This window comes from Metabacillus kandeliae, from assembly GCF_021166585.1.
Classification (GTDB): domain Bacteria; phylum Bacillota; class Bacilli; order Bacillales; family Bacillaceae; genus Metabacillus_B; species Metabacillus_B kandeliae.
The window spans coordinates 20,369-38,961 of record NZ_JAJOZE010000002.1; the positions used below are offsets into that span (position 1 = coordinate 20,369).

Consider the following 18,593-nt stretch of genomic DNA (forward strand, 5'->3'; position numbering starts at 1 on the left):
AGAATAATTTATAAAGCCCCCGCTGCGATACCGCAGCGGGGGCTTTCCGTCACACTTAACCGCTTACTCTCTCTCAGCAGTCAGCCTCGCAACTTCCACAATCACCTCAACAGCCTTCACCATATGATCCACAGAAATAAATTCGTACTTTCCGTGGAAATTCTCGCCGCCTGTGAAGATGTTCGGTGTCGGCAGCCCCATATAGGAAAGCAGGGATCCGTCCGTGCCGCCGCGGATCGGCTTTACGACAGGTGTGATGCCGAGATTTTCCATTGCTTTATGGGCGATGTCCACAATCTCTTTGACAGGTTCGATTTTTTCGCGCATGTTGTAGTATTGATCTTTGATTTCAAGCAGAATGTTTTCTTCCCCATAGGTGCGGCGAAGAATGGCTGCCGTGTTTTCAAAGTGTGCCTTTCTTGCTTGGAAGCTTTCTTTGGCAAAGTCGCGGATGATGTATTCCATTGCCGTTTCCTCTACTCCGCCTTCTATGGAGATTAGATGATAGAAGCCTTCATAGCCTTCAGTAAACTCCGGTGCTTCTTCGACTGGAATCATGCTATTGAATTCCATGGCGATTTTGGCTGCGTTTCTCATTTTGTTTTTCGCTGTGCCAGGGTGAACGTTTTTTCCTTTAAAAATGAGCTTGGCAGCTGCCGCGTTAAAGCTTTCGTATTCCAGTTCTCCAAGCGGCCCGCCGTCGATTGTGTAGGCATGGGCTGCGCCGAATGCCTGAACGTTGAAGCGGTGGGCGCCTCTTCCGATTTCTTCGTCAGGGGTAAAGGCCACCCGGATTTTGCCGTGCTTGATTTCTGGGTGCTGGATCAAGTAATTCATGGCCGTCATGATTTCCGTGATGCCGGATTTGTTATCGGCTCCAAGAAGAGTCGTGCCGTCTGTTGTGATCAGCGTGTGGCCTTTGTACCCGGAAAGCTCCGGAAAATCCTTCGGGGATAAAACAGTATGTAGGGCTTCATTCAGAATCATGTCTTTGCCATTATAGTCTTCCCATATTTGGGGGTTCACGTCTTTTCCTGTCATGTCTGTTGCTGTATCCATATGGGCAAGAAAGCCGATAACGGGCACGTCATGATCAGTATTGGAAGGTAATGTGGCCATCACAAAGCCGTTTTCATCAAGTGTGATGTCTTCCATGCCGATCAGTTTCAGTTCAGCGATCAGCATGTTGGCTAGCGTTAGCTGGCCAGGTGTTGACGGCCACTCTTTGCTTGATTCGTCTGATTGCGTGTCTACTTTTACATATGTGGTAAAGCGTTCAATCAATTCTTTTTTCATTCCCATCATCTCCCTTTTGTTTTTCCTCCTTATCATATCATGATCATCAAAAAAGAGCCGTTCGGATGAACAGGCTCTATCTTGTAATCTGCCGATTGGATCTTCTGAAAATCTGGTTCAGCACCTCGGAGAAGATGAGTCCGATGGCGATGGAGCCTGAAATCATGAAAGCTTTTGCTGCAAGGTTTGTTGCTGCATTGTAATCATTCTCAACGAAATTCCTCATCGCATCATACGCCATGCCGCCGGGGACGAGCGGGATAATGCCGGCGACGCTGAAAATGATCACTGGCGTTTTATAAATCTTAGAAAAGACGTGCCCTGTTACTCCGATAACGAGCGAGGCGACGATTGTGGCAACGACCATATCAAACTTCAGTGCCAGCACAACGTAAATAATCCAGCCGAGCATTCCGACGAAAGCGCATTTCAGGATTGATTTTTTCGGTGCGTTAAAGATAATGCCAAATGCGCCAGAGGCGATAAAGCTTGTGACCAGCTGTTCAATAATCATACTGCACCTCCCCTTACATGAGAGCGAAAACAACCGCTATTCCAGAACCGATGGCAAAGGCGGTTAAAAAGGCTTCTGCTCCTTTGGACAGACCTGATACGAGATGTCCGACCATTAAGTCCCTTACTGCGTTGGTAATTAAAAGACCCGGCACGAGCGGCATGACGGAGCCGATAATCATTTTATCAAGCTCATGTCCAAAGCCGTGCGAGAGAAAAAACATCGAAAGCAGCCCGATAACAAAGGAGGCAGCAAACTCTGAGAAAAATTTAATCGGCACAAGCCTGTGGCTGTAATGCAGTGTTAAAAACCCGGCGCCGCCTGCGATCACAGATGGAATAAAGTCAGGCCAATGTCCCATAAACATGATGGTAAAGCAGCCGCTTGAGATGGCAGCCGCAATCAGCTGAATCCAGAAAGGGTATGTATGGCCTGAGGCTTCAATATGCTTCAGCTGGGCATACGCTTCTCCAAGCGTCATCTCACCGCTTGAAATCCGCCTGGAAACCTGGTTAACCTGGGCGACTTTTTCTAAATCGGTTGTTCTTTGAAGGATGCGGATCAGCTTCGTTTTCGTCGGCTCCCGCCCCTCTATGGAAAAAATAATGCCGGTCGGGGTGACATAGCTGTTGGAATCTTCAAAGCCGAATGCTGCAGCCATTCTTGTCATCGTATCCTCAACCCGGTACGTTTCAGCCCCGCTTTGGAGCATAATTTTTCCGCCAAGGAGACAAACGTCCATAATTTCATATGTAAGTAGCGGCTCATTTTTCATCAGTATCTCTCCATGCTCATTTGCTGTCCTGTTCAATACCTCTCAGTGTATAGGAAAAAAACATTGAGGACAATTTTTTCAATTATTTCATTTTCTTTTTATTTTCCTTCAAAACTACAAAATTAAAAAGGGATTTTATGGAATAAGAAGAAGTGGTATGACGGCAAGACTATAAGATAAGGATGGATGCAATGGGAATCATCTTGCGGAATGTAACAGAAGGGAATTTCAGCGACGTTATCGCCTTAAGCGCAGATAAGCCGCATCCGAACGGGCGCCTTCCTTTAATTTTTGAAAAGTACACAGCTTCAAATGTCTACTATATCGCTCTCGCTTCATTAAAATTGTGGGTAAACAGAGTCATTTATTTTGAGGAATGTCCGGTAGGCTTTGCCGTACACGGCTTTTATAAGCACATGGTGCCTGAGCTCATTCACCTGATGATTCACTCTTCCTTCCAAAATAAGGGGTACGGAAAAGCCGCACTGCCTCTTTTATTAGCGGAAATGGCCGATCTTTATGGGGCAGACTATATTCACGCTGCAGTCAAAGCGGAAAACGAGAGGGGAAAAAAGTTTCTCCAAAATGCAGGTTTTCAGGCAGAAAAAGAACCTGGCACGTACAGTCTGTTTCTGCAAAAAAAATAAGCGGGGAACCTCCCGCCTATTTTTTCTTTTCTGCTGCCTGTGCCACTTCATTTTTTAAATCATCAAAGGATTGGCCCTGGAACAGCTTGCCGTCTATAAAGATGGCCGGCGTGCCTTCCACCTGCAGCTTTTTGCCGATGTTCAAATCCTCATCAGAGAGGCTTTTTCCTTCGTTGTTTTTAAAGGCTTTTTGAACTTTGGCGGCATTGTCTTTTCCAGCCGTTCCTGTTAATACCTGCATCAGGACAGGTTCTGTGAAATAGTCCATTTTTTCATATTTCTGGTCGTCAGGCTGTTTGGCATAGAGGCTTTCGTGGAACTTCCAAAAGGCTTCATTGCCGAGCTCCTTGTAGACTGTTTCAGCAAACTCCGCTGCGCGGAATGAGTCATTATTTATAAACGGGAATTGCAAAAAGTAAAATTTCGCCTTTCCGGTGTCAACCAGCTGCTTTTCTATTTCCGGATAAGAGGAGAGGGTGAAAACTTTGCAGTATGGGCACTTGTAATCGCCGAATTCCACAATGCTGACAGGTGCAGATTCTTTGCCTAAGTAAGGCTGATCTTTGAGGGTCATTTCACCTGCATTGTTCTGCTTGCTGCCGAGAACGAACATAATAATAATGCCGATGATCACAATGACACCGATGCTGATCAGTATCCATGGGACACGTTTCCCCTGCTGCTTTTTCGAGAGGTTCTTTTTATTAGTAGGCTTGCTCATTTATTCACTCCCTATATGTATTCACTCAGTTTCCAATCAGTTAAATTATAGCGAAAAATGCTGAAGAAGTGGTGTGAAAGTTTTTCGACGATTTTACCTATTAATTTTCAAGATTTGATTATTTTACCATTTTTTAGGGTATAGGGGTATTGGAATGATAGAAAGGGGGAGGAAGATGTCAAAGAAAGCTACGGCCGCAGTCATTGCGGTGTCGGCAAGTCTTTTACTTGGCGGGTGCGGAATGCTTCCGCGGCTTGTGCCGCAGCAGACAGCCTCTGAAAGCAGCACAAAAACAAATGAAGCCGTCATTCAGGATGATTCTAAAAGCTTGGAAGAATCCGCGGACAGCAGTACAAATACAGATGAAGGAAGCAGCGGGACTTCCGAGGACAGCAGTACGAATATAGATGAAGGCAGCAGCGGGACTTCCGAGGACAGCGGTACAACCGGTGATTCCGGACTTTCGGAAGGCACAGAAACGCAGGAACCCGATCAAGCGGACCCCTCTCCAGAGCCGGCAGCACCAGGCGGCTCAGGTGAAATGCCCGCACGAGACGTCCTTCTGGGCAGCGGCGGAACAGGCGGCTTAGAAGAACTAGCCAGCAAACCGGAAGCAAAGGTGCCGGCAAATGTAAAAAAAGAAGTGCTGTCTATGCTGAAAAAAAATCTCGATACCTTTAATAAGGAAGACCTGGAAGGGTACATGAGCACTCTTTCCAAAAATCCTGAGGGCTTTGACAGAGAGAGCGAGCGCCAGCTATTGGAGGATACCTTTGCTCAGGCTGATATAAAATCAACTCTTTTAACATCAAAAATTATTGAATATGAGAAAAATACTGTGACGGTTTATGCCGAATGCAAAGTGAAGGTTTCAGCACCTGCTGCAATGGCAAGCCAAAAAATCAGCAAATCACTGAACGTTTTTACAAAGGACCCGGAAGGATGGAGAATGTCTGCTTCAATGATGATTGATACCGGGAAAATGGAATAGCCCGATGCAGCGGGCTTTTTTTGTTAGTCTGAGTATTGAGCAGAAAGCCGTATGCGCCTGAAAAATCTTCTATTCAATTTTCAAAAAAGGTATAATACAACAGTATGATAAAAACGCACGGCAATACACATACATAGCCGGAAGCCTTTCTGCTGCTGCGAATGAAAACTTGAGGAGAAAAACATGGAAACAAAAGCAAAAGCCCTCTGCGATTATCTTGTGGAAAACAGCGAACGGTTTACAGAAGATTGGTTTTCCTATCAGAAAGTTAGAAAAGGATCCGATTATTCTGCTGATGCCCCGTCCCACATTCAGCAAAAAATAAAAACACAGAACACAAAATATGTAGAGCTTGTCGCCGCAGCACTGGTCCGTACTGAGGATGACATGAAAGAAAGAATCAGGGAGTGGACCGCACAAACTGGCACAGACAGAGCTGAATCAAATACAACCCTCAATGAAGTAGCCTGGAACATGAGCATGTTTCGGAGGGTTTACTGGAACTTTATTGAACAATTTACAAATGAAACGACTCTGGATATTAAGGCATCCGATGTATTCTACTGGGAAAAAAAGCTGAATCCTGCCCTGGATTATGTGCTGGAATCATTTATTGAAGCTTTCATGGAAGTGCTGATGAACAGGCTTCATGCCCAGTCCATGCTTATCAGGGAATTAAGTGCACCTGTTATCACTCTGACAAACCGAATCGGCCTGCTTCCTCTCATCGGAGACATTGATACAGCACGGGCTGTAAGCATTTTGGAATCTACGGTGCAGCAGAGCCTGCATAACCAGATCTCAACGCTCATTCTGGACTTTTCCGGCGTCTTTATTGTGGATACGATGGTCGCCCAGCAAATTTTTCAGCTGATTGAAACACTGAAGCTTGTCGGAGTGGAATGCATTCTTTGCGGCATCCGCCCGGAAGTAGCGCAAACCTCCATCCAGCTCGGGATTGACTTTTCAGACATCCGCACGGAAAGTTCGCTGAAAAAGTTAGTTCAAAGGCTGGCTATTCAAGAATTTCAGTAACTAAGAAAGTCAGAAGCCATTCCAGACTCAAGCTTGCATCTGGGTCTCGATAAATAGGCTTCAGATACCTTATAAAACCTGATCTTTTTAAAAAGGACATCCGGCACTCTAGGCTGGATGTCCTTTTTCGTTACAGCCCTTTCACCCTAAAGGCTGCTCTTTTGTTTGGCTGCTGCCGCTTTTTCCATCTATATCCTTCTTTTCCTGCAAAGCTTCCACGATAAATATCTGCTTTTATTTACAAAAAATACCATAAAATGAAACATATTGATGGTTTTATAGATATATACATAAATGCCGTTTCATACCGTCCATACCGGGAACCTAGTAACCGTAACACAAAAAAAGGAGGCTAAAAAACATGATGACAACTAAAAAGATTCTTGCATCTTCTGGAATTGCCGTCCTTCTAGCCGCTGGTTCTTTCGGTGCCCCTTCAACTGGATTTGCAGCTCCAAAAGCTGAGGCTCAAGCGCCCGAAGTACCGGTAAGTATTGATCCTGTAGCCATCGGAAATGCTATTGCTGATGCTGTAAAATCAGCACAGAACAGAGACGGATTTGTTAAAGCCGCCAGGGAGAAAGCTTTCTATGCCGCAGATGAAAAAATGAATGTCATGGTCATGAATACAAGCCAGGATTATGATGACACAGGGCTTAATGGTGTGCAATATTTTGATACAGCAGAATATGATGGTGTCACATACGGAATTTGGGTTTTCGAAGATGGAAAGTTCGTTAATAACGGAGACGGCGGATACATCAACTGGGCCTTCAGAGGATGGTTTGACCGTGATGGCGGCACTGTAAACTTCCATCGCCCATAGTCTCAGATAATGTGCTGTACCTATAATAAACAAAAACCCGGCAAACGCTGCCGGGTTTTTGCATTAGATCGCTTTATCCTGTTCCATCGGTGCACTCACACGCACTTCATGAATTTTCCCATCGTCTTCGAGCTTCAAATATGGACTGCGTCCTTTGTTTACCCCATCGACAAGCCATTCCGGAGAATCTCCGAGACTTCCGCTGCACTGTACCTCAATATGGTAGCGCGCTGCACCATATTGGTACTCTATTTGAAAGCTTTCCCAGTCCTCTGGTACACAAGGAGCGATGTGCAGCTCATCTCCTCTGCGCTTCACGCCGAGCACATATTCGAGCCCTGCCTGATACATCCAGCTTGCTGCTCCCGTATACCAGGACCAGCCTGCCCTCCCTTTATGAGGGCTTGCTGTATAAACATCAGCGCTCATAACGTACGGTTCATTGCCGTATATCTGCACTTCTCTTTTCGTATCGGTATGGCTGATTGGGTTCAGCATCGAAAACAGTTCGAATGCTTTATCCCTTCTGCCAAGCTCAGCCCATGCGGCGATTCCCCAGATAACGCCGTGTGTGTACTGGCCGCCGTTTTCCCTGATGCCTGGCGGATAGCCCTGAATGTATCCCGGGCTTGGCTTTGTTTCGTTAAAGGCTTTTGTTAAAAGCTTCGCAAGGCTCCACTCTCTGTCAACAAGCTCTGTGTCAAAGGAGCGCATCACACGCATCATCCGCTCCTCTGTGGTTCCTTTTGACAGCACGGCCCATGACTGGGCAATTGCATCGATGCGGCATTCTTTGTTCTTGATCGTGCCAAGCCATGTGCCTGCATCGGTAAAGGCTCTTCTGAACCAGGCGCCGTCCCAGGCATTCGCATTCAGATTTTCCTGCAGCCTTGCTGCTGCTTTGCGGAATTTCTCCGCTTCTTCTTTCTCCAAGAGGTTCTCCATTTTTTCAAACCGCTTCAGAATATCAACGAGGAACCAGCCAAGCCAGACACTTTCTCCTCTGCCTTTTGCCCCAACACGGCTCATGCCGTCATTCCAGTCGCCAATTCCCATGAGCGGAATGCCGTGCTCTCCGAATTTCAGCGAATGCCGTATCGCTCTCAAACAGTGCTCAAGCACTGTTCCTGCTTCTGATGAAACGACCGTATCCTCATACCGTTCAAGCTCTTCTTCCTTCAGCACTGGACTTGTTAAAAAGGAGACGGTTTCCTCTAAAATACTGAGATCTGCTGTCTGTTCCACATATCTTGAAACGGTATACGGCAGCCACAAGAGATCGTCCGAGAATTTCGTTCTGATTCCCTTGTCTGTTTCTTCATGCCACCAGTGCTGCACATCACCCTCTGCATATTGATGGGCGGCATGAATGAGAATCTGTTTTCTCGTAATAGAAGGCTTTGCGTGAAGAAAAGCAAGCGCATCCTGCAGCTGATCGCGGAACCCGAAAGCTCCGCCAGCCTGATAAAATGCCGTTCTCGCCCACATCCGGCTCACGAGCGACTGATACAGGAGCCAGCCGTTTAACAGAATATCCATTTTCCGGTCTGGCGTCTTTACCTGCACGCTTCCGAGAAGATGGTTCCAGTAAGAAGCTGTTTCTGCTGATGCCTTTTCATAAGCCTGCTCCCTGCTATATTTTCTGACCAGCTCATGGATGCGGTCCAGCGAATCTGTGCAGCCGAAAAGGACGGTGACCTCTGTTTCGCTGTTCGGCTCAAGGGTGATGCGCGCCTGAAGCGCACCGCAGGAATTTGCAAAAATGCCTGAACGGTTCGTAAGCATCCCGTTTTCAAGAGCTGCAGGGTGCTCAATTGTCCCGCCTGCCCCAAGAAATTCAGCCCTGTCTCCTGTATAGGACACACTGCCGCCCTGTTCAGGAAGCACCATATGCAAAAAGGCGATTCCGTCCCTGAAGGTGTCCTGGTAGCTGTTTCGGGCAAGCAGCGTCTGATAAGCGTGGTCCCATTCTGTTTTGATAAAAGAAGCCTGCTGCTCTCTTAACACGCCAAGCACCCATTCGGCATAATAGGTAACGGCAATGTCCCGCTTTTCGCCGCTCGTGTTTTGCAGCGTGAGCTTGATCAATTTCAAAGGATCATCCTGCGGGACCGTGGTTTTCATCGTATGGACAAGATCGCCGTCCAGCTGTTCCACAGTGCTGCTGCCAAACCCATGGGTCACTTTATAGCGCAGCCCGCTGCCGGCAGGTTTCGGTGCTGCCGACCACGTTTTACCGGCATCATCTGTTAAATACAGGCACTCGCCTGGCTTATCAAGCACAGGATCATTGCCCCAAGGCGTCAGCTTGAATTCCCGGGAATTGTTCCACCACGTGTACCCTGTGCCAAGCTCTGTGAAAAGGGTTCCGAATTCAGGATTGGCCATCACATTCGACCATGGCCGAGGCAGGTAGGCGCCGTTTTGAACATGGATTTCATAGGCTTTGCCGTTTTCAGCAAAACCGCCCCATCCGTTGAAGAATTCGCCGTTAAAGCTGAATTTTGCAGTCTTTTGTTCAGCCGTCCCTTGAGGCAGGGCCTGCTTTCTTTCGCTTCTTGCAGGCTGGAACCCGCCCGCAGAAAGCTGTGTGGACAGCGCCGGCCCGCCGGCATGAAGAAGAACATGGGAAGCGGCTGTGAGCAGCGTTCTTTCCTCCTCTTTCATCTGGGCGGCCTTTAAGACAACAATTCGCTTCATTTCTCCGATGCCCTGTGATGCAAGATCATCGCGGAGGCGGTTCTTCAGAAGGTCCTGATAGCCGCCTGCTGTCTGGTCCAGCACAACAAGATCTGCTTCAACCCCAAGCATGCTGATATATTGATGCTGGCGGGAAAGCAAGAGCACAAACGGCAGATCAGCAAGCGACCTGATGGTCACCAGGGCAAAAGGCACATCACCGCTTACTCCGTATGGCCAAAGGCTTTTTTGCCCAACAGTGTTCTGCTGGACTGCCAGGCGCTGTTCTCTTTTCAGCGGCGGCCTGTACAGAAGCCGTCCAGCAAGAATATGGGCTTCAGCTGCTTCTTGAAAAGAAAGATTCCGCTGCCTGAGATCCATTCTGGACCTGAGCCATGCCATGTTAAAGACACGGTCTGCCTGCTTCGGCTCTTTCAGTTTTTTCAACATGCCGAGGGCTTCTTCCCTGCTTCCCGCTGCACCTGTGACAGCATAAACATGTGCCGTTTCTCCTGGTGCAAGGTGGAGGCTTCTTCTCATAATGAAAGCGGGATCTGTCACAGAGCCAGTTGTCCCTTCAAGGCGGGAGCTGATCGCTTTTGGCTCTTTGAGCGAATAGCCGCGGCTGATAAACTTTGCTCTGTCCGTTTCAAACTCGTATTCCGCTGAAGCAGCGCCGTCGGTAAAAACCGTGTGCACCGCCCATTTTTCCTCTTCTCCTTCTTCACGCGGCCTTCTTTTTGCGAGCAGGCAGTGTTCCTGTTCGGCATGGCTTGTATCAACAAAAAGCTTGCTGAAGGCAGGATGAGATGTGTCTTCTGCCTGCTTGGCGAGAGAAAGCTCAAAAAATGTAGTGATTTCAAGCGTGCGTTCTCCGCTTGTGTGATTCACAAGCTTTAGCCTTCTGACTTCAGCATCCTCTTCAGGCGAAACAGCTGTTTCAAGCTTGAATGAAATGCCGTTCTGCTTACCTTCAAAAGCTGTCCGGTCAAACCGGAAAACGGTTTTGGCCTCTTCCGGTTCCCCGCACGGAAACCTTCCAGTGCTATAGGCTTCTTCAGTGCTTCTATCATACAAATACAAGACAGGTCCTGAAGCATCTGATACAGGATCCTCTCGCCATCTTGTCAGCATCGTGTCCTGCCATTTCAGCATCCCGCTGCCGTCAGCTGTCGAAATGCTTGAAAGCCGGCCGTTGGATAAAACGTTAACTTCAGGCTGTGAGGGACGTTCGGTAAAGCTTCTTTGCTCCTGTTCAAGCTCTGCCCCAAAGTCCGGCGGATTCGCAGCAAGTCCGATCGGCTCTTCAATCAGCGCCGCTTTTTCCGGTATGCGTTCCTGCAGCAGCAATTCTGCAGCCTTCACCCCAGGATCGGCATGAAATCTCTTCACAAAAAGATCATCAAGCAGCAGATTGGCAATGGTTAGCAGACTCATCCCCTGGTGGTGCGCCATATAGCTTTCCACTGTTTGATGGGAAGCATTTTTCGGAAGGCGTACAGGGGTAAAATCAACAGCTTCGTAATATCCGTACTGTCCTTTGCCTCCGTATTTCTCATAATCCCTCAGCGCGTCCCACCCTTTTTCGCCTGTTTCAGGCAGTGCCAGGATGGCGGCGTACGGAGCAGAAACAAGGTTTTTTTCAAGCCCTCTTTCAAGTCCAAGACCAGGGACGCCAAAGGCCTGATACTGGTAATTCATCTGATAATCAAACGCGTAAAATCCGCTTTCAGACACCCCGAACGGCAGCTTGTTTTTAAGGGCAAACTGTATCTGGCGGCTGATCGCCCCTTTATACGTTGAACTCCAGATGGTGTCTTCATAGGTGCGCATAATAAGCCGCGGCATAAAATACTCAAACATCGTGCCTGACCAGGAAAGAAGGGTTTTCCGGCCGGCAGCCACCGTCATCGTCCTTCCAAGCGTAAACCAGTGCGACACAGGGATCTGCCCGAGAGCAATTCCGGCAAAGCTTGCCTGCCTTGCCTCAGATGCCAGCAAATCATACAGAATGCTGTCCTTTTGATTGGCTTCCAAATGATAGCCAAGGCAAAAAAGCCTTTCGTCAGGATTGTAAAGCGCCTGAAAATCTGTCTGCTCGATCAGCCTGCTGATTCTATCCGCGAGAAGAAGAGCTCTTTCCGAATGCTCCTCTTCCTGTTCAAGGCCCTGTCTGACAGCCATTAAATAAGAAACATAGTTGCCTGAATCAACCGTTGAAACATATTTCGGAAGCAGCGGCTCGCCCGATTCGGTATCATACCAGTTCAAAAGGTGGCCATGCCACTTTTCAAGTTTTTCTGCCGTACTGATGGTCCTTTCCAGCCTGTCAAGCATCATCTCTCCGTCAATAAAGCCCAGATCCCTTGCAGCAGCTGTACTGGCAAGATATAAACCGATGTTAGTCGGTGATGTTCTGTGCGCAATTTTTTCATTTTCCGCATACTGCACATTATCAGGCGGCAGCCACGAATCCTTTTCCGTGACATAGTCTTCATAAAAAGACCAGATTTCCCCTGCCAGCTGGTTTAATTCCCCGCTTCTTTCTGTTGCCCATTTCAGGCTGTCTGCTTTCTGCGGTTTGTTCAGCATTATTATCAGAGGACGCGCGGCAATCAGCCAAAGCAGAACGGCAGCTGTTCCTGCCAGGATTCCTGCTGCTCCGTCTGCCAGAAAGGCGATACCGATAAAAAGGACGATCACCGCATAGGCGGCAGGTTCAAATAAAAACACAGGCCCTTTTTTCGCTTTTCGGTCTGTTTGAGCAGCTGTCATCCATTCCAGCAGATTGCGCTTGGAATAATAGAGGCGATAGAGCGTTCTTCCTGCCGCATCCAGTGACAGCACCGCTGAAAATGGAAGCACAGAAAGCTGAAGTGCACTTTGCCAAAAGCTTGCCGCGACTCCTTTTGTACCGCCTTTATCAAACATGGAAGAAAAGAGGTTTCGGAAAAACGGCAAAAAGACCGTTAAAAGTACAATGGTTTCCCATACAAGCGCATGGCCCGGAAGCCAAAACAGCCCAAAGAAGGCAGCAGCAAACAATCCTGGTGCAAGCAGGCTTCTGCGCAGGTTATCCATAATCTGCAGCCTCGTCTGGCCGCACAAATCAATCTTCCGGCTGTAGCCTTTCCGGTCAGGACAAGCTCTGCCAAGCCACTTCAGCAGCTGCCAGTCACCGCGGATCCAGCGATGTGCCCGCTTTTGGTAGCTGTAATAAGACGCAGGGTGAGATTCCACTACCTCCACATCAGAAACGAGCCCCGCTCTTAAAAACCCGCCTTCCAATAAATCGTGGCTAAGCACATGGTGATCCGGTATGCGGTCTGCGAGTGTTTTGCGGAACGCCTCCACATCAAAAATCCCCTTGCCGGCGAAAATCCCTTTTCCGAACAAATCCTGGTAAGCATCTGAAACGGCAAAAGCATACGGATCAATGCCAGGCTCGCCCGCCCAAAGCTCTGCAAAGCGGGAGGACTTCACAGAATCATAGCTGACACCGATGCGGGGCTGAAGAACGCCGTAGCCCTCTGTTACCCTTGTGCCCTCTTTATTCAGCTTTGGCCTGTTAAACGGAAAGTGCATGGTTCCGGCAAGCCTTGCGACAGAACCGATGGGAAGCAGTGTGTCATGGTCAGCCGTAAACACATACTTAATTTTTGGAAGAATCTCCAGGCTGCCGGTAATGGCTGTAAAGCTCGTTTTTTCGCTTCCGCCAAGGAGCTCGGCAAATTCTACGAGTTTTCCGCGCTTTCTCTCCCACCCCATATACACACCGTCTCTTTTATTCAATAGGCGCGACCGGTGAAAAAGAAAAAACTTATCTTTTCCATACTTGTCAGAGAGCGCTTGTATCCGCTTGGCAGCATGAGCCAGAATCCGCTCATCATTTGGCACGCTTCCTTCCTTTGCATCTGTAAAGTCAGCGAGTATTCCAAAATAAATATTTTTCTGCCTGTTTGCCATATAGTGCACAAGCAGCCTGTCACAGACATCATCCACTTCCTCTATGCCAGACCAAATAATCGGCATCACAACCATCACCGCGGCATCCTCTGACACCTGTTTTGAAAAATCATAGCGCAAGAGCCCTGATGTCCGGCTGCTTCTGACTATGGCCTCATGCATAAAGGTTTTGACCCATTCGCTTACAGGGAGAGCCAGAAAAACAAGAACCGCTGCCCATGAAAGAGGACCAAGCGTTTCTCCCCTTCCGACCCAAAGTGAGGCCAGAATCAGCAAAACAGCAAATAAAACAGCAGTGCCGGCCAAATAGGCTGTCATCGGGCGCCGCTTCACCGCATTACGCGGCAATCGGCGCGGCCTTGCTGTTTTCGCAAGCTCGTCACGGAGAAGCTTAATGCCATCAGGTTCGATCAGGTAATAGGCAGCACAGCCTTTCCGGCTGAACTCTTCTAAAGCCCTTGCTTCCTGTGCGAGTCTGACAGCTGTTCTTGCTGTCACGGTTTCAGGAAGGCCGAGCCTTCCTGCGATCACTGCAGCATGGTCTCTGAGCCTGTCCCTGCTTTCATCATCCAATTTTTTATAATCGCCCTTTTCATCCCCAAGAAGAATCTGCTCCACATGGCAAATCCTAATAAACGTATGCCTCCAGGGCATCCGTTCAAGATCATGAAGGCTTTTTACAAGATTGCCTGACGTGACCTGAAGCTCTGCCTGCAGCTGATGCTCCATTGAAATCATCTGTTCCAGGCTTTCTTCCCCATTATCAACGTGCGAACTCAGCCAGTCATGAACCACACGGATATCCGGTTCCCGCTCCCGCAGATGCAAAACGAGATGGACGGTTTCGACCGGACCAAAAGGCTTTTTCGCCGCTTCTTTTTCAAGCAGGGCTTTGACCTCTTCCTCATTTAAGCTCTTGATCTGCCGGAGCAAAAAGCTGATGCGGCTGCACACTTCATAATGATGCTCAACCGTTTTCATTTTTTCAGCCAGTATTCTCGTAATGGCAATTCCCATTACAACAGGCAGCGCCCAGCATTCATTTACTTTTAAAACTGAAACTTCCTGATAGGCCTTGACATAATGTTCAAAAGAATGAGTATCATAGGCGCCGTCAGAGGCTTGCAGATAATCCCTGCAAAGTCCATAGATTCGGGGCAGTCCGCCTCTTACTGCAGGCAGCTTGGCGATCGATTTTTGCGGAAGCTTCCGAACGGCAGCCTGTGCCTGTGTTTCCATAAAATTAATATGATCCAAAAGCCAGCTTTCCGCAGGCTGATGGCAATCAGCCCTGCTGCTGCTGAGCTTTACTGCAAATGAATGCAAGTTTTTCATATCCTGATTAAAGTCTGACCAGAATCCAGAAGATGGCCGCTTTTCCGGGTTTAATTCATGGGTCAGGGCAAATTCCTGTGCTCTCTCTCGCAATTGCTCGCTGTTGGCAATCATAGCAGCCTCCTAAACAATAATAAGAAAAATATCCCCCAAGAAGCGCTGAAATATACCAAATACCCACCTAATTCGTGTGAATTCTAATTAGTTGGAATTTACAGAAAAATATCTTATTCTATAAAGTACTAGATTAAAGGGGTGGAAGAAATGGAGAAAGTATCAAAGCAGCATCTGATTTATGCCATGAGTGCAAGCAATGAACCTGTACTGAAAGTAAAGCCGGGAACTGCCGTTTTATTTGAGACGTGCGACTGTTTTGAAGACCAGATTACCTCTGAAGACACACCCTTTGACGCGCTGGACTGGGATAAAATCAATCCAGCAACAGGTCCGGTGTATATAGAAGGCGCTGAATCCGGGGATATTCTGGCTGTCAGAATTGATAAAATCGCCATTAAAGACAAGGGCGTCATGATGACAGGACCAGATTTAGGGGTGCTTGGCGGCGAATTGAAACAAAATACCATCAAAATGATTCCTATTGAAAATGAGCATGCGATGCTGAGCAGCACGCTGCAGATTCCGGTCAATAAAATGATCGGTGTGATCGGAACGGCTCCTGCTGAAGGCGCTGTATCCTGCGGCACACCTGATGATCACGGCGGCAACATGGACTGCAAGGAAATCACAGAGGGCGCCGTTCTGCTGCTGCCAGTCAATGTTCCCGGAGCACTTTTAGCGCTCGGAGATCTTCATGCTGCAATGGCTGATGGAGAAGCTGCTGTCTGCGGTGTTGAAGTAGCAGGAGAAGTGCTCGTCAGAATTGATCTTATTAAAGGAAAAAAATGGCCGCTGCCGATGATTGTCAATGACACGCACATCATGACACTTTCCTCAAAGGAAACCTTGGATGAAGCATCCAATCAGGCTGTCATTAACATGGTAGACTTTCTCGATACAGAAACTGGCATGGACAGAGATGAAGCGATTTTCCTTCTCTCGCTTGCAGGCAATCTGAAAATCTGCCAAGTTGTGGATCCGAATAAAACGGCCCGTGTGGAGCTGCCGCTTCGGTATGTGGAAAATCAATTCAGCCTTGACTCCCTTTTGAGAGGAGCAAAGGAACATGTCTAAAAGTGTTTCAGAATTTGGCTATAAGCAAGAGCTGAAGAGGTCCCTTACATTAAGGGACCTTATCGTTTACGGCATGATTTTCATGGTGCCGATTGCCCCGTTCGGCATATACGGCTATGTCGCAGACGGCTCAAAAGGAATGGTGGCGCTCGCCTACTTAATCGGAATGGCGGGAATGATCTTCACCGCTTTAAGCTACGCCCAGATGTCTAAAGCCTTTCCGATTGCCGGCTCTGTTTATTCTTATGCGCAGAGGGGCATTCACCCTGTCGTCGGCTTTTTTGCCGGATGGGCTGTTCTGCTGGACTACATATTAGTGCCCTCCCTGCTTTACATCGTTTCCGCCAATGCACTCGGTTCGCTGCTTCCCGCTGTTCCGGCGTGGATCTGGCTTGTTCTTTTTATTGTGATTAACTCAGTTATCAACGTACTCGGCGTTGAATTTACCGCAAAAGCCAACATGATTATTCTGGCCTTTGAACTCATTGTGCTCTTTCTTTTTATCATCATCGGCATTGTGGCGATCAACAAAGGCATCGGCTCTGGATTTTCCGCAAAGCCGCTGTATGATGAAAGCCACTTCAGCTTCTCGCTCGTCATGGGCGCCGTTTCCCTTGCTGTTCTCAGTTTCCTTGGGTTTGACGGAATCAGCACGCTCGCTGAAGAAACTAAAGGCGGCAAAGACACAGTCGGAAAGGCTGCCGTCTGGTCCCTCTTGCTCGTCGGCGTTCTCTTTATCGTCCAAACGTGGATCGCCTCCCTGATCATGCCGGACTACAGCAAATTCAAGAGCCTTGACACAGCCTTTTACGAAGTGGCAGAACTCGCAGGCGGCGTCTGGCTGAAAAATCTCTGCATCATTGCAACGGCGATCTCATGGGGGCTCGCAAACGCCCTTGCCGCTCAGGCAGCGATCTCAAGAATTCTCTACAGCATGGGCCGGGACCGCAATCTTCCGAAGGTGCTCGCCAAAGTGCATCCTAAATTTCAAACCCCTTATTTCAGCACCATCCTGGTCGGCGTGATTTCCATTATCATCGGCCTGGCGTTCATGGGGAAAACCTCTGCGTTAACCTCACTCGTCAACTTTGGGGCGCTATCGGCGTTTTTGCTATTGCACGTATCAGTGATCTATCACTTTATTATTCGAAAAAAATCCACCCGCTATTTCGCGCACCTTGTTCTGCCTGCAGTTGGATTTCTCGTAATCGGGTATGTCGTGTACAGCCTTGACGCTGCATCAATTACACTTGGGATTGGGTGGCTTGTGATCGGGGTTCTTTATTTCTTGTTTTTGAGAGGCAGGAATAAGGATGTGACGTTTGAGGAGACGATGTAGGATTTGAGGGGTACGGTGCAGGTTGGGGTGAGGCAGCCTCAAATCAGACGAAATCTTCTTTATTTCCGGCTTAATTTTACTTCTGCTATGATTTTGAGCTGGCAGGAGAACCTTCATTGGTGCTTTATGCGCAGATTTAGGCTGTTTATGCGCGGGTTTCAGCATTTTATGCGCGGGCTCCCCGGGAGCTTGATGCGCAGGCTCCCAGCTTTCACAAAAAATAAAAAGGCGGCTGTTGATCACATTCCAACAGCCGCCTTCTTTTCTTATATGCTCCCTATAACCTACACATTAAGGGAAGATTTTGTTCCAATTGTTTAGGTGTGCCTTATATGGCGATGATGAAACCATTTTTCAGCTGCTGCTTTTTTGTTGATCAGCGGAACAGCCAGTCTGTCTAAGCCATAATGGTAAGCTGCAGCTCCGGCAAACAGAAGGAGAATGGCTTCTGTATACATCAGCGGGTTGGTGCTGACTGTGCCGGCGAGCATAAAGTTCAGATTCATAAAAGCCCCTGCAAGAAGAGCCGGTACTGTAAAGAGTCCAAGCACCAATCCCAGCCCTGTAAGAAATTCACCCCATGGTATGATAGCGTTAAAGAAACCTGCATTCGGAATAGCTGCATGCTGCAGAAACTGGGCGTACCAGCCCTGTACAGCAGGATGCTCTCCCCCTGCCTGGGCCAAAGCCCCTTTCAAAAATCCTGTTGCATCAAATCCCCCTGTTAGCTTTTCATAGCCAGCGGCCATCCATTGATAGCCCACCCACAAACGAAGCACCGTCCAAACCACTGCCATTTTCGGACCTCTCAGCCAGTTCATGGCTTCCCATCTCCTTTAGTTGGTGTGAAGAAAGAGTTTGTGAAATTTTTCACTTTCTTTCTTCACTTTTAATATACTGCAGATTTGGAAAAAAGGAAGTGGTTTGTGAATAGTTTCACAAAAAGTTAACATTTGTTTCCAAATGGGAGTAAAAAGAGAATAAAATGCCGTGCTGGCTGTTTTTTAAGCCCATAATGATTGCTTTTAGCAGAAAATGCGTGAAATCATACCTATTTGAAGCAGTTTTGACGTTTTTCACTTTACTCGACTAAAGAATCCTCCGGAATACATGCGGGTTTCGGAAGTTTATATGCGGGTTAGCGAATTTTATTTGCAGGTTTCAGAATTTTATTTGCAGGTTTTGGATTTTTAAATGCAGATTTTCTCATTCACATGCAGGTTTCCCTGTTTACATGCAGGTTCCAGCTTTTATGTGCAGGTTCCCCCTCTTATGTGC

Annotated in this window: 12 protein-coding genes; 6 read left to right on the forward strand and 6 right to left on the reverse strand. The window is 47.9% G+C overall.

Features of this window, described 5'->3' with window-relative positions; genetic code table 11:
• Positions 1 to 63: 63 nt before the first annotated feature.
• The 3 genes from pepT to LRR81_RS07160 form a co-directional block, all read right to left on the reverse strand.
• Positions 64 to 1,296, reverse strand: coding sequence for a peptidase T (pepT, locus tag LRR81_RS07150; RefSeq protein WP_231788662.1), 1,233 nt, complete (start codon positions 1,294 to 1,296; stop codon positions 64 to 66).
• 76 nt (positions 1,297 to 1,372) lie between these two features.
• Positions 1,373 to 1,810 (reverse strand): threonine/serine exporter family protein, encoded by a 438-nt coding sequence (locus tag LRR81_RS07155; RefSeq protein WP_231788663.1) that lies wholly within the window; start codon positions 1,808 to 1,810, stop codon positions 1,373 to 1,375.
• Between the two features lie 13 nt (positions 1,811 to 1,823).
• Positions 1,824 to 2,585, reverse strand: a complete 762-nt coding sequence (locus LRR81_RS07160) for a threonine/serine exporter family protein (protein WP_231788664.1) — start codon at positions 2,583 to 2,585, stop codon at positions 1,824 to 1,826.
• Between the two features lie 191 nt (positions 2,586 to 2,776).
• Between LRR81_RS07160 and LRR81_RS07165 the strand changes: the two genes are divergently transcribed.
• Positions 2,777 to 3,232, forward strand: a complete 456-nt coding sequence (locus tag LRR81_RS07165) for a GNAT family N-acetyltransferase (protein ID WP_231788665.1) — start codon at positions 2,777 to 2,779, stop codon at positions 3,230 to 3,232.
• A gap of 16 nt (positions 3,233 to 3,248) precedes the next feature.
• Here the strand turns inward: LRR81_RS07165 and LRR81_RS07170 are convergent, their stop codons facing one another.
• Positions 3,249 to 3,953 carry a DsbA family protein gene (locus LRR81_RS07170; RefSeq protein WP_231788666.1) on the reverse strand — a complete coding sequence of 235 codons (705 nt, stop codon included), beginning with the start codon at positions 3,951 to 3,953 and terminating at the stop codon, positions 3,249 to 3,251.
• A 175-nt stretch (positions 3,954 to 4,128) separates the two neighbouring features.
• On the opposite strand from LRR81_RS07170, the gene LRR81_RS07175 reads away from it, so the two are divergent.
• The 3 genes from LRR81_RS07175 (at position 4,129) to LRR81_RS07185 (ending at position 6,805) form a co-directional block, all read left to right on the forward strand.
• A complete protein-coding gene (locus LRR81_RS07175; protein ID WP_231788667.1) occupies positions 4,129 to 4,944 on the forward strand; it encodes a hypothetical protein in 816 nt (271 codons plus the stop codon).
• Positions 4,945 to 5,127: 183 nt separating this feature from the next.
• Positions 5,128 to 5,979: an STAS domain-containing protein gene (locus LRR81_RS07180; protein ID WP_231788668.1), complete on the forward strand. Its 852-nt coding sequence runs from the start codon at positions 5,128 to 5,130 to the stop codon at positions 5,977 to 5,979.
• Positions 5,980 to 6,340: 361 nt separating this feature from the next.
• Entirely contained in the window at positions 6,341 to 6,805 is a 465-nt protein-coding gene (locus tag LRR81_RS07185; protein ID WP_231788669.1) for a stress protein, read from the forward strand.
• A gap of 63 nt (positions 6,806 to 6,868) precedes the next feature.
• Here the strand turns inward: LRR81_RS07185 and LRR81_RS07190 are convergent, their stop codons facing one another.
• Positions 6,869 to 14,899, reverse strand: a complete 8,031-nt coding sequence (locus LRR81_RS07190) for a GH36-type glycosyl hydrolase domain-containing protein (protein ID WP_231788670.1) — start codon at positions 14,897 to 14,899, stop codon at positions 6,869 to 6,871.
• A gap of 150 nt (positions 14,900 to 15,049) precedes the next feature.
• Here LRR81_RS07190 and LRR81_RS07195 point away from each other — a divergent pair, with 150 nt between their 5' ends.
• Positions 15,050 to 15,976: an acetamidase/formamidase family protein gene (locus LRR81_RS07195; protein WP_231788671.1), complete on the forward strand. Its 927-nt coding sequence runs from the start codon at positions 15,050 to 15,052 to the stop codon at positions 15,974 to 15,976.
• Positions 15,969 to 17,315 carry an APC family permease gene (locus LRR81_RS07200; RefSeq protein WP_231788672.1) on the forward strand — a complete coding sequence of 449 codons (1,347 nt, stop codon included), beginning with the start codon at positions 15,969 to 15,971 and terminating at the stop codon, positions 17,313 to 17,315. The genes LRR81_RS07195 and LRR81_RS07200 overlap by 8 nt, the downstream gene beginning before the upstream one ends.
• A 317-nt stretch (positions 17,316 to 17,632) precedes the next feature.
• Here LRR81_RS07200 and LRR81_RS07205 read toward each other — a convergent pair whose 3' ends face one another.
• A complete protein-coding gene (locus LRR81_RS07205; RefSeq protein WP_231788673.1) occupies positions 17,633 to 18,136 on the reverse strand; it encodes a DoxX family membrane protein in 504 nt (167 codons plus the stop codon).
• Positions 18,137 to 18,593: the final 457 nt, after the last annotated feature.

Excerpts from the sequence above, each read along its gene's own strand:
- pepT (WP_231788662.1), bottom strand. The coding sequence starts at position 1,296 with ATGAAAAAAGAATTGATTGAACGCTTTACCACATATGTAAAAGTAGAC.
- LRR81_RS07155 (WP_231788663.1), bottom strand. The coding sequence starts at position 1,810 with ATGATTATTGAACAGCTGGTCACAAGCTTTATCGCCTCTGGCGCATTT.
- LRR81_RS07160 (WP_231788664.1), bottom strand. The coding sequence starts at position 2,585 with ATGAAAAATGAGCCGCTACTTACATATGAAATTATGGACGTTTGTCTC.
- LRR81_RS07165 (WP_231788665.1), top strand. The coding sequence starts at position 2,777 with ATGGGAATCATCTTGCGGAATGTAACAGAAGGGAATTTCAGCGACGTT.
- LRR81_RS07170 (WP_231788666.1), bottom strand. The coding sequence starts at position 3,953 with ATGAGCAAGCCTACTAATAAAAAGAACCTCTCGAAAAAGCAGCAGGGG.
- LRR81_RS07175 (WP_231788667.1), top strand. The coding sequence starts at position 4,129 with ATGTCAAAGAAAGCTACGGCCGCAGTCATTGCGGTGTCGGCAAGTCTT.
- LRR81_RS07180 (WP_231788668.1), top strand. The coding sequence starts at position 5,128 with ATGGAAACAAAAGCAAAAGCCCTCTGCGATTATCTTGTGGAAAACAGC.
- LRR81_RS07185 (WP_231788669.1), top strand. The coding sequence starts at position 6,341 with ATGATGACAACTAAAAAGATTCTTGCATCTTCTGGAATTGCCGTCCTT.
- LRR81_RS07190 (WP_231788670.1), bottom strand. The coding sequence starts at position 14,899 with ATGATTGCCAACAGCGAGCAATTGCGAGAGAGAGCACAGGAATTTGCC.
- LRR81_RS07195 (WP_231788671.1), top strand. The coding sequence starts at position 15,050 with ATGGAGAAAGTATCAAAGCAGCATCTGATTTATGCCATGAGTGCAAGC.
- LRR81_RS07200 (WP_231788672.1), top strand. The coding sequence starts at position 15,969 with ATGTCTAAAAGTGTTTCAGAATTTGGCTATAAGCAAGAGCTGAAGAGG.
- LRR81_RS07205 (WP_231788673.1), bottom strand. The coding sequence starts at position 18,136 with ATGAACTGGCTGAGAGGTCCGAAAATGGCAGTGGTTTGGACGGTGCTT.